The organism is Candidatus Woesearchaeota archaeon, from assembly GCA_020854775.1.
Classification (GTDB): Archaea; Nanobdellota; Nanobdellia; order Woesearchaeales; family 21-14-0-10-32-9; genus 21-14-0-10-32-9.
Window position 1 is genome coordinate 18,922 of record JAHKLZ010000004.1, and the last position, 14,556, is coordinate 33,477.

Annotated in this window: 3 protein-coding genes; all 3 read left to right on the plus strand. The window is 34.2% G+C overall.

Annotated features, from left to right (window positions below; translation table 11 throughout):
• Positions 1–37 precede the first annotated feature (37 nt).
• The gene (locus KO361_00490) at positions 38–3,382 is read left to right on the plus strand and encodes a hypothetical protein (GenBank protein MCC7574056.1); all 3,345 of its coding nucleotides are present in this window, start codon (positions 38–40) and stop codon (positions 3,380–3,382) included.
• A 131-nt stretch (positions 3,383–3,513) separates the two neighbouring features.
• The gene (locus KO361_00495; protein ID MCC7574057.1) at positions 3,514–7,659 is read left to right on the plus strand and encodes a hypothetical protein; all 4,146 of its coding nucleotides are present in this window, start codon (positions 3,514–3,516) and stop codon (positions 7,657–7,659) included.
• A 24-nt stretch (positions 7,660–7,683) separates the two neighbouring features.
• Positions 7,684–14,556: hypothetical protein (locus KO361_00500; GenBank protein ID MCC7574058.1), on the plus strand; the 6,873-nt coding region annotated here is incomplete at its 3' end.

The following is a 14,556-nucleotide window of genomic DNA, read 5'->3' on the forward strand; positions in this document are numbered from 1 at the left end:
GTAAACTTATTAAATAAATAAAAAAACAAACAATAAGATGAAAAAAGAGGCTAACAAGAAGGCACAATTCACAGTCTTCGTAATATTAGGATTCATGATGCTAGTAGTAATGGGATTCTTATTATTGTTAATCAACGTAGCATCAGAGAATTCAACTCAACAAGAAGCAAGAAGACTAGTAAATGATTACTTAGACTCAGAATCAATAAATTATTATGTTTACACGTGCTTAGAATCCGCGACGAACAAAGCAGTAGATGAATTAATGATACAAGGAGGAATATACTACGCGGACCAAGAAGAAGAATACGGATTAGAAGCAGAAACAACGAAGCACATACAACTAGACATAACATTTGAAGAAACAGGAAGCTCACCAATAACAAAACAAACAAATGTGTCATACGGATTAACAAAAATAAATCCTTGCCCAGTAATAGAATACTCAATACCAGAATTTCCACTACACAGAACTAGACTAAGCAGTTTATACAACACATATAGAAGATTCTTATCATGCTCAAGGGACTTAGAAGCAAACAAGGATTACTCAGGATTCTTCGGATATAATCAATTAACCAGACTTTGTTATCATGGAAGCGAAAATCAATTAGATGGATCAAACTTTATAAGTCCTTGCAAACACAACGCGATGATATCAACAAATAACGTATCAATAGAATCAAAACTAAAAAACAGAATACAAGACTTACTAAACGAATGCATAGATTTTGAATACATAGGAAAAATACAAGGACATAACATAACAGTGAATGAATCAGAAAGAGAACTAAAAATAATACTAAACAGAAATACTCTATCAGTAGAAGCAACATATCCATTCAGAGTAAGTCTAAGAAACAGAAACCCAGTACTAGTAAGACACAGCTTTAATTACGCATCTAATTTAAGAGTAACAAAACTTCATAACTTCGCGATAATGTTATTATTCGCAGACGCAAGCTTACACAACTTCGACATAAAAAAAGATTATAATAATCCATTCTTTCACCAAATAATACCTAATTTAAAAAATTATTACGATTCTTATTTCGACGTGGAAGTAATAGAATTCTTAGACACATTACATAATCACAAGTATGATCGAGTACTAATCATAAAAGACAGAGCATCATACATAGGAGGAAGACCTTTAACGTTCGCTACAGCGATACAAAACAGAAACCCTGCCTTGGACTTAATACATCAATACATATTAGAATTAAACGCGGATTACGACATATTCGTACAAGAAGGAGAAGGATTTCAAATAATACCAGAAGGATACGACCCAGATGACAGAGCATTAAGATATGAATACAGCGGGTGGAAAGAAACATACGACGAAATATGCCACGTAATGCTAGGATCATTAAATTGTCAAACAATACCTATAACAGATGATTTCATTAAATTAACAGACTCAGAAGAATTCCAACAAACAAGAAGAATAGTAAGTTATCCAGAAACAACATCGACAGACATAGGATTACACGTAGTAAGAGTAACAATATACGACAAAGAAGAATTATACGATTATCAAGACGTAAAAATATTCGTGTTCAAACAACCAGAAGCAGAAATAGACCTAGAAAAACCATATCCTCCAATGGACATACCAGATAATACAATAAGCATAGAAGACCCAGCTTGGTTCAACGCAAAAATAAACAACACAGAATTCTACGAAACAAGCGAAACATACGACTCTTTAGATATGCAAATAATAAAACTTAACTGGCTACTAACCGATTCGGAAGGAAACGAAATAATAAACGAAACACACGATGAATTAAACACACCCATAAACGAAATACAAGAATTCAGATTACCAAGACAAGACTACACAATACAAACCATAAAAAGATTAAACTTAACAAACATAGGAAACTATGCATTAACAGCTTTCTTCACAGTGAAAGTACAAGACGGACAAGGAGGAACAATAGGAATATTTTCAAATGATGCAACTTTTGATTTCGAAGCAAAACAATGCATACCTCACAGAGCAACACAACCAAGCTATCCATACTCAACAACTAATTTTCAAATAGGACAAAAAATGTACGGAGAAGGATTCGGAGCAAATCACACTTGTTGCACAGATAACTACGAATATCAAGGAGAAGACAAAAAATGTTATGAAGCAACATGGTACGGAGAATTCCAAAAATTAAAACAAAAAGCACAAGACTTAATGAAAACAAACATGTTAACTAATTACGAAGGAACATCCAGTTTAACATTTAATCCGAACCATCCTGCTCAAAATAGAATAAATTCAATATACAAATTAGTTTTTGAAAGAAACTGCGACGGAGAAAGAGGAAACATATGTGCGGGAGACGCAACAGCCACACTCACAATACAAGGAACTCCTTGCTCATACAACTCAAACTTACTAGAACAATGTAATGGGCCACCAATACAAAACATGAATCCTTCAAGTATTCCTATGCTTTGTCAAGCATACACAACAACTACTTTAGCAAACCCTATAAGTTTTGAGAAAATATTCACACAAGAAGGAACAGGAGCGTGCTCAACAACTAATTCATGCGCACAAAAAATGGACGCGTTCTACAGATTAGTACCAGCAAACTACGGAAACTACTTATGCACACAATTTTATTGCGAAAACGGTGAATGCACAAGATCATTCAGTAATTATTGTAGCTGTGACACAAACTGCGGAGCAATATGCGATTCAACAACAACATTTCCACAATGGTCAGAAACAACTTGTAGATATTCTTGCAATGAAAATTGCAATTATAATTGGCAAAGAACAATGTGTAATGTGAATGATCCAATCACTCAAGCAGGAAGATATTGTTACAGAAACACTGATAAATATTGTTATTACAACGTGGGTTGTACAACATCAGGAAGAACCCATAGAAAAGGAGATTATTGCGAAGAAGAAACATTATTCGAAGTAAGCTTATCAGAGTGCATAGTAGATGATGAATTAGTAAATTTCATACCAAACCATGATACAAACACAGCCAGCAACAGTTATACTTTGAACGGGTGCTTATACGAAGAAAATACTAATAGATGTGATAGTCAAGGAATATGTTCACTAAAATTAGACTTATTTAAATGCGCAGAAGGATTCGAACCATCATGCACAGCATCAGGAGCAAAATGCGGGAATTACGACACGCAATACGTAGAAATACAACTAGAATTACTACCTCCTGCAAACAACCAAAAAGGAGAAATGCCTAACGGAGATGGAAACGATGAATTCGAAATAATCACAATAGAACCATTCCGCATATTACTAAAAGATTACATAAAACAACCAAATAACTTAGAATTAAGCCAATTATTTAACTGCGACCAAATACAAGGATTAACATACCCTGTTAATTAAAAAAATAGAATAATAACAAAAAAACAATAGACGAAGGCAAAAGATTTATAAACAATAAAAAATAGATAAATTAATAAATAAATAAGAAGAAAACACGTTATAAAACGCGTTAAAAAAAGAAGGGTGTGTTCATGAACAAAAATAACTTCTCAAAAACAACTATAAAGGTAGTGCTAGCACTAATCATAATATCAACAATAATACTAACAACTAATGAAGCAAAAGCACAAACAAATCAATGGTGCGTATATGAAGATACGGACGGATTATTATATTATGCATCTATTCCTAGTGATATAAGTAGCGAAGATTGTACTGGAACTACGAATCAAGGCGTAGTTATATCTACTGATAATCCTGATTTGGGATGTTGTTGCTTAGATCCTATCAAACATTGGCCTCAAGAATTATGTGCTAAACACGAAACGATTTGGAAACTTGATTCTGATTCAAGTCAATGTGATCAAATATGTGGCGCATATACCTTTTTTCAAGTAACACTAACACTAGATTTTAACCAATTCTTAGTTCAAAATGATGAACTAATGACTATGTCTGGTTCATACACAATAGGAGGAAGAACAGGAACTTTTAACGTTGATGATGATTCATTTACTGTGCCTAATATACCTGAAGGAACTCATGACATAAATATTGTTGTAAATTTCGAATCAGCATCAGGATTTAAAGGAACAAGTTGCTCAGGAAGCTTAAATCAACAAATAATTGATGAAAACAAAGCATTCATTATTTCAATAGTAAGTTGTACATTAACAAGTGGACTAAGTGGCGAATCAGGAACAGGACAAAAATATAATTTAACTTTGACAACAACATACACGGGATTAGGAACACAAACACCAACCAGTCCATCAATAACATATTCATTAAAAAACACGGAGAATATTGTTGTAAAAACAGGAATACTAACTCAAGATAATAAAATAACAGATATCTCAGAAGGAACTTATAATTTAGAACTAATAACGAACTTCAGATTATCAAATAATCATTATTCTTGCAAAGGCGAAAAAAACAACATACAAATAGAAAAAAACGAAGAAGAATCAATAACGCTCACATGTACACTAACAGGAAATTATGATTGTGAAGAAGACGAAACATGTACTCTAATCTGCGAAGAAGGATACGAATTATCAGGAAATGATTGCGTGCCTGAAGACGGAGACCCGACAACACCAAGTGATTGTATACCTCAATGGAGCATCCAATGGGAATATCCTCTTAATCAATGCGGAACAGGAACAATCATAGTAACTAACACTTGTGGGATGTCTAACCAAGAATTAGCTGATGCAGGAGTTCCACAATCAGTAGAACCTGTTCTTTGCCCAGAAGATCCATCAGACCCAGAAGACTTAGAAACTTGCGGAGATGGAGAATTACAAGATCATGAAGAATGTGAATACAGAGGACCAAACGGGCCTATATTCAGAAACGGAAATACATGCGCTGAATACTATAATAATCCTAATCAAGTAGGTAACTTAATATGTACAAATTATTGTAAAATAGAAACTTCTTTCTGCGACGTTTGTCCTACAATGCCATCAGGATGTTCATCAAGCCTTCAATGTAATCAATGCAGTGTGTGCGCAGAAGCACCACTATGTAAACCAGTTTGTTCAATAGAAAGATTAAACGATTTCAGAATAAACGCGCCTATAATCCCTATTTTTAACGAAGTAATAGGACTAAGATTCTCATGGACAATAGATAATCATTGCAATTCAACAATAAAAATAAGAAGATGCATATCACAAGAAGCAAACACTAATTGTGCTCCAGCAATTACAGGAACAGAACTAACATCAATCCCCGCAACTAATTCACCATACTTAGATACGGCTTTTGAACCTCAACACGGAGGAAAAGATGTTTGTTATCAATTAACATACAGAGAAAGAATAGAAGGACAACTAGTAACAAAACAAACAGAAATAGTATGTCAAAAATTACCACATTTTGAGTGTCTAAATAACGGAGGCGCAAACTTTTGTTACGACACAATAACTCCTGCTAGTTGCAATAGTAACACAGGACAATTAAATTTAGGAAGCGAATGTACAAACGCGGTTTGCGTGAATCCATCAATAATGAATGGACAAATAATAAACGGAGAAGCATGGTGCCTAAACGTAGAAATCTGTGATAGTTGCAGTGGTCCCTTCGGAGTTTATTCATATCAAAGCGAAACCTTTGACGCGGACTGCGATTTCAGAACAACCCTTGCTTGTTTCAGAGAAGATTATTCTAATAGACAAACAATAAAAGGAAAATACAATCCTTGCTCAGACATACAAAGTTGTTATGATTACAAAACAGAATATACTTGCGAACAAAACACTTGCGGAACAGTAGGACTTAACGATTGCGAATGGAACCCATTAACAACCAATAACGAATTAGGAATAGGAGTGTGCAGACCAATAAACGAAGAAGAAAGAGATTGTAAAGCATGCGACGAAAACCACTTATTTGGAGAACACTGCCCAGAATACTTATGTAACTTATACGGTGATTGTTACTACAACGCGGAACCAGAAAAAACAAGTAACGCATTCATAGTCAATCAATATTACTGCAACAACAAATACGAAGTAGGATGTGAAACCTACAATGATAAAGAAGAATGCGAAGGAAACTCAGAATACGAACTAGATGTTAGTTATTCATTATTAATATCAGGAAGTTTTGCTAGAATAAGCGGAACACACAACATACTTGCCGAATCAAACGATCCTTTAACCTTAAAAAAATGTGTTTGGAACGGAGAAACTTGTGTGAGAGACGCTTCATACCAAAAAGAATACAGAACACAAGAAAACATGCATTATTTAGAATCAGACTGTGAAAATAATAAACAAAGCATTGAATGCTTAACAAATTTTGAAAACCCAAATACAACTATTTACATAGGCGCAGAAGAAATGCAAAATAAGACTTATTCCTTATGGCAATTAACACACGTACTAGGAATAAACACATCAGAACAAGTCAAACACACATATTTCTCATTAAATAAAACAAATAATGAATATCCTAAAATGGTTCAACAAATATTTAGGAATAATGTAAATAATCTAGAATTAGATAATCCAACTCAGTATTTTTTAAGATATTATTCTATGGATGAGTCAAACAACTTAGAACAAATAAAAACTAAAAGAATAATGTTATTACCAGAACTAAACATTTCAATAAGTCATAACATAGTAGGCGCGTATTTAGAAGAAGCACAACAAGTAGTATCAAATCTAACAGTGACTACAACAACACAAACACCTAGCTACGAATTCTTATGCAAAGCAGAACTATTACTAGAAGACCAAGATGAATACTTACCAATAGGAGAAAAAATAACAAGAACCTCGAACGACGGACAAATAATTTGGGATTCATACAAATCATTAGTAGATGGACAATACTTTTTTAACGTGACTTGCTGGGATGAATACCAAAGAGGATACCACGAAATAAAACCAATATTAATATCAATGGATGACACAATAACTGATCCAACACCAAGAGGCGTAACACTACCACGAAATCCTGATTTAGAAGTATCAATAAGAACAAAAGAAAACGCGGATTGCGAATTAATCTTCGAAAAAAACGTATCAAACGGAGAAAATCATGAATTAGGTGATAGTATAAATTTAATAGCCTCACAAGGTGGAAAATTACACACGAATAACATTGACGCGTCAATCGAAGGAGTATACATACTAAGACCAAAATGCACATTCACAGGAACAATACCTCAAGGAGTGCCTGATAACGGAGAATTCATAGGAAACAACGGAGACTTAGTATACTTCGCAATAGACAAAACACCGCCTCAACTAAGACTAATAGATGTAAACAAAACAATCTACAACGAAGACCAAGAACCAGTAGATTACACTAATTCAACAATTGCAAAGAACAGCATAGAATTATTATTTGAATGCAACAAAACAATACCTGGACTAGTACAAGGACCAAGAGATTTATCATCACCATGCGCACAACCAATAACTTACGAAATAATACACAACAAAGGCTTCGGAGATGAATTAAAAGAAACAAACACAGTAAGCTTCGGACAAGGATTCACAGTAACAGCACCAACAACATTCACAAACATATACTTAAACGTTACAGTAAGTGACTTAGTAGGAAACACAAAGAATCATAGGATATTCCTAAACCTAAGAAGCGACGCATTACAAGGAATGCCACAAATCATAATATACGACGCGGGACAATCCTAATTTAATTATTATAAGAGGGGAGATATGAAGAAATTACTAATAGTATTAGTACTAATAATGACATTACTAATACAAACAAACGCATTAACACCGGATCAATGGTATGTTAAAGGACCTAAAGCATTAGATTTATCAGGAGATGAAATAGAAGATTCTCTAGTTATAACTTTTTTTCAACTAAAAAGAGAAGAATATGACATATCAAGACCAACAATAAATGTAACGTTTGACGAAGAAGTAGAAATAATAAATTTTAATTTAATAAGACTTGACGGATTATCCACAGATAATTGGTGGTTAAACAACAAACAAGTAGGACCAGTAGAACCAGAAAATTATTCTTCATTACCAAACCCTGACGAAATATGGTCAGCTACTGAAGAACAAATAACAAGAATACAAAGCAACTCAAACTCATACAGACCTGATCATATATTATCGAACGGAATATATTTATTTAGAGTACAAGGATTCAACGAACCAAACCTAACAATAGATGTAAGAACAGTATTCAAAATAAATGTTTCAGCAATGAACTTCTGGGTTATAGATCCAAGCACAACACAAATACAAAAACCAGACTTCGCAGTATCAAACACAACAACTTTTAATTTAACAATAGAAACAGAAAGACAAGCCACGGGGTGCGCATACGTAACTAACAGACCAAACAATTTAGGAATAGCATATTCTAACGCGCTAAATAACCCAAATCAAATATTCATAAATACAACACAACACAACACAACTTTCAAAATAGAAATAACAGACGGACCAGGATTCGCATACGAAAACGGATTCAAACAATTATACGTTATATGTGAAGAAAGCACTGAGCCTCCAAGATACTCCTACAAAAACATAAGATTCTCAGTCATAACAGAACCACCAACAATAAACATAACAGCGTTCCCAGAAACAATTATAGATGCAACGAATCCATCAAGCAACATACAAATAGAAACAAATCACTTCACAACATGCACAATTGATTACAACGACGCAGAACTTCAAAACAACCAAAAACCAACATATTCACTAAAACCAACTTTAGAATTTACAAGCGAATCAGCATACAAAACAATTCATAATGACATAATACAATTTCAATCATCACCAGCACTCATAGAATTTGAATTCACAATAAACTGCACGAACCTAGCAGGATTATCAAATACATCAACACAAAACATAACAATAAAATATGATGACCTAAGAAAATTTAATTTTACTTCACCCATAGGAACATTAAACACAAAAAAAATAAACGTTTCAGGACTATACATAAGAAGAAACGCGAATTGTGAAGCAATAATAAATGATGAACAAACAAAACACGCACTCACATTTAAAGGACTACAAAATAACGGTTACTACAAATACGAAAAAGAAATACAAACAACCCTAGAAGACGGAAACCACAAAGTATACGTAAAATGTGATTACATGCAATTTCATGACGAACAATCATTCATAATAAACACTAGACCAATGAGTTTGTGGATAACAAATCCTATAACAACTGAGATAAACAAACCTTTCTTCGCAGTATCAACTCAGAACGAAATAGAAATAGAAATAGAAACAGAAAGAAATATTAACGAATGCAGATACGGATTATTCCTACAAGGAGGAAGCACAGCAACACCAACACCGAGTCAACTACCAGGACTATATAATTTCTTCACAAACACCCTAGAAAAAGAATCAAACAAAGAACTAAAAATAACAAGCTTTGATATGAATTCAGGAACGAATCTTCTAAATATACACGGAATACAACTATATCCTTTACACATAGTATGCAACGTATCAGATCCACTACCCGGACAAAGCACATACTTTTATGAAAGACTAGGATTCAGAAAAATAACAACGACACCAAAAATAGAAATAACTGCTAGTCCATCAAAAATATGGAGCTCAGACTTCACATCATCAACAATAACACTAACAACTCCAGGACAACAAACAACATGCGAAATAACACCCCGTTCTAGTCAAGAAGCCATACACACAATAGATGAAAAATTTCAAGGACTAACAACATCACCATCAAATTATGAAGAAACAAGAACAGGAACAATACAATTCACAGCTGTACCATCAGCCAACATAAATTTAGAAGTAGAATGCACAAACCTAGCAGGACTAAAAAACACAACGACGTTTAACATAGAAATAGCTCACGGAGACTACTTAGAAATAAAAAAACCAGAAATAGAAGGATCAAACAAAATAAACATAGAAGCATTATTTTCATCACAAAACGCGGAATGCGAAGCATGGTTCAATGAAGCAATAACAACAAAAAGAACATTAAACAAACAAAGCACGAATCAACAAACAGGACTAACAAGTTATACACTAAACAACGTAGACACAGGATTACCCGACGGACAACACACAATAACTGTTAAATGTGACAACGCACAAGAAAACAAAGAATTCAGCATAGATATGACTCCGCCAACAAACATAGGAATAACACTAAACAATGAATACGCAAAAACATGCACGAACTTCGAAGACGAAAACAAATTCGAAGTAGCATTCACATCAAAAGACGCAACAGGAGTAACAAAATACGAATATGAATTAGTCGCAGAACCAAACCAACCAGTAACATTCCCAAGACTAACAGGAACAATTAACTGCGAAGATAACTGTGACGAAAGCAGTATTAACGAAGTCATAACACAAATAAATATACCTGCACAAATAATAACATACTTTACACAAGGAAGCCCAAACACGGATTATAACGAAGTAAACGCGAAAATAAGAGTTAAAGCAACAGACAAATTCAATAAAGTAAGCACGTGGCAAGAAAAAATAATAACATTCACAACTAACGAACACATAACGTGCTACTCATCACTAAACATATGGGTAACAACACCAACCAACACAAACGTAATAAAACCAGACTTCGCAGTATCAAGAACACCACAAGGAAACCTAGCTCTAGAAACACAAAGACCAGTAGAAGCATGCATATACGATTATAGCTCATTAACACAAAATATAAAACAAAAATACCAAGAATACGTAGACGCAGGAAACGCAATACAACCAAATCAACAAGGACAAATAATAATACCTGACTTTAATTTCGCAACAACAACTCCTTTAATAAGACATCATTTAAACCCAGAATTAAGTCTTAGAAAAATAGAAGTAATATGCAAAGAAACAAACGAAGAATACTCTTTCAAAAGAATATACTTCAACCATTTAACAACTAATCCTGACATAACAGCTCAAGTAAATCCAGAAATAGTAAGAAACAAAGCAGTACCACAATCAGAAGTAACAATAACAATAAACAACGGACCAACACAAGGAGCAGTATGCTTCCTAGAATTTCAAGGAACACAAAGTCATTACCCAACACACAATTTATTATCACAAACAAATTTTAACGCAATACAAAATTATTCAACAAACATAAAAGACACACTAATATTCTCAACAGCTATTCCAATAAGAAACTTAGATTTCACAGTTAATTGTACGAACTTAGCAGGACTATCAACAAAAACACAACCATTAAACATAAAAACTAATTTATCAGACGAATTATTCATAGAAATAAGATCACCAATACGAAACAATTGGTACTCAAACTCACTAAACGTAGACATACTATTCTCAGGATTTGACAAAACATGCAACGCGTGGTTCAACAGCGAAACCACTAAACAACCACTAACAAGAACAGGAACAATACAAGGACTACAAAACTATCAAAGACTAATAACAATAACTAATTTAGAAGAAGGACAAAACACACTAAGAGTACAATGCGAAGGAATGGAAACAACAGAAACAACCACTTTCTACAAAGATAACCAACCACCACACAACTTACAACTAGAACTACTAAACGAAAAAGAATACACTTGCTCACATTCACTAATACAAGGAGAAATATCAGCACAAGACGACGGCTCAGGAATAAACAGATACGAAATAGAACTAGAATACACAGGAAACAACAACGCACAAAGCTTTGAAAAAGTAACAGAAACAATATACCAAGATGGAACCGCGATATTCCAAATACCAGTACCATCAAAAACACTAAGTTACCTAGCAAGTAACGTTTTAAGCCAAGTACCAGCGAAACTAACACTAAAAGCATACGATGAAGTAGGACTCTCAGCAACAAAAACAAAAAACATACAAATAACAACGAACGCTTACGCGGAATGCCTAGACTCAATAAAAATGTGGGTGGAAGAACCAGCAAACCACAGCATAATAAGACCTGACTTCGCAATGTCAGATAAAGACATATTTAACCTAACACTAAGAACAGAACACCCAGTAGAAGAATGTAAATACGACAGAGACATAAATCCTGCAATATCAATAGAAAACATGTATGACAACTTAAGATACACATTCAAACAAGAAACACAAGACAAATACGTAATAGAAAACCTAAACTTCGCAGAAGCAACCACATATTATTCGCAAGTAATAAAACACGGAATAACATTCAGAAAAATAGCGGTACTATGCAAACAAAGAGTTGAACTAACACAAGGACAATACTATTATGACTACGCATACAAAGAAATATACTTCAACGTAATAAAAGAACCACCACAAATAAGAACAAACGCGTTCCCAGAAGTAGTAGTAGACCACATATTTAACCCAGCATCAGAACTCACAATAAACATACTAAACGGAAACACACAAGCATCCGCGTGCAGAATAGAACTAGATGACTTACCAGAAGAATTAGGAGGTGGAAGCAACCCAGAATATTCTTATAACATGTACCCCATGGATTTCACACACATAAATAATTATTCAACACAAATAAAAGACATAATAAAATTTGCAAGTTATCCAGCACCATACAATTTCACGCTAAACATAACATGCACTAACCTAATAGGAAGATCAAGCAAAACCACCCAAAAAATAAAAGTAGACTACGACGATAAATTAAACTTTAAACTAATAATGCCGCCATCAAAATACCTAAACACAAAAACAATGGATTTCACAGGAATATACGTACAACCAGACGAAAATTGCTACGTTAATTACACAACTACGCAACCACAAACACTACTTTATACAAACGAACAAAACATCCTAGGATATTACTTATACGAAAAAAAAGAACTAAACACAGGACTAGAAGACGGAACACACACAATACTAGGCTCATGCGAAGGACTAACACAAGAACAATCATACCAAGGACAAATAAGAATAGACACAGTACCTCCTTACAATTTAACAATAAACACGGACTCAAACACATACACATGCTCAACAGAAAGAATACAAGCAACACTAAAAGCACAAGACGAATTATCAGGAATAAGCCACTACGAATACAACATAACTCATGTATCAACAGAACCAGCATTCAACCCAATAACAAGATCAACAAGCACAGGAACACTAAACGAAAGAATAACAGCACTACAAGTACTAGAAGGACAAAAAATAAGAATAACAGCGAAAGCATTCGATAACGCAGGAAACTCAATAACACAAACAAAAGAACTAACCATATCCAACAATTCATTAACAGCCTGCGACGTAACACCACCAATAATAAGAGTAAACACAACACAAAAACAAGACAAAACATGGGACGTACTAGTAAATTGCTTCGACGCACACAGCGGATGCAAACCACAATACACATACAGCGTACACACAAACATATCAGAACAATGCAAATTTGACAACACAAAACCACTAGGAGAACTATTCAGAATAACAGATTCTTCAAAATACTGCGCGAAAGTATGCGACAACAACAATAACTGCGCACAAAAAACAGACCTACTAGAAACAGCACAACCACAACACTGCTTCAACACAATAAAAGACGGAGACGAAACAGACACCGACTGCGGAGGATCTTGCTTAGCATGCGAAGTAAACAAAAAATGCATAATTAATTCAGATTGTAAATCAAACTATTGCTTATTAGGAACATGCACGGTAACAAGCTGCACAGACGGAATACGAAACGGACTAGAAGTAGGAATAGACTGCGGACAAGCATCAGGATGCGGAAAATGCCCATTAGAATCAACATGTGACCACGACGTAGACTGCGAATCAGGAAACTGCTTAAACGGAACTTGTAATCCACCAGCGTGTGATAATAACAAAAAAGACGGAGACGAAACAGACATAGACTGCGGAGGATCAATTTGTGAACCTTGCAAACTAGGAAATAAATGCTTAGAAAACAAAGACTGCGAATCAAACTATTGCTCAAACGGAACATGCAGAGACCCATCAACACAAGACCCAACAATAACAAGACCAACAACAAAAAAAGAAACAAACACACCAGGACTAATAATGCTAATACTAGGAGTAGTACTAGGAGGCGTCGGAGGAACATTACTATACTTAGAAACGCAGAAAAAAACACTTCAAGGACAAGAACAACAAACACAAACAATGAAACAAGCAATATCCTTAGACGTACCAAAAGTATCAACCTTGAATAACGCAAAAAAAACAAGAGAACTAACACCAGACGAAATAAGACTAAGAAAACAAGCATGGGAACGAGCACTAAAACTCAAAAGCAAAAAAAGAGAAGACACACTAAGCGCGTTTGACAAAGAAGAACAAACAAACGAAACAAAAACAGAAACAAAGAAAGAAGAAACAACAGAAATAAAAGAAGAAAAAGAAAAAGAAAAAATATTCACAAAAGAAGACAAAGCAAAAGAAGCAGTAGACGAATACGTAGACATACTAACACTAAAAGGAAAAGAAACAGACGACTTCGAAAAACTCAAAAAAACAACGCAGAACACAGAAAAAGGAACAACGAAACCAACAACACAAAAAATAACGAACAAAAAAAATTCAACTAATCCAACAACTAAAAAA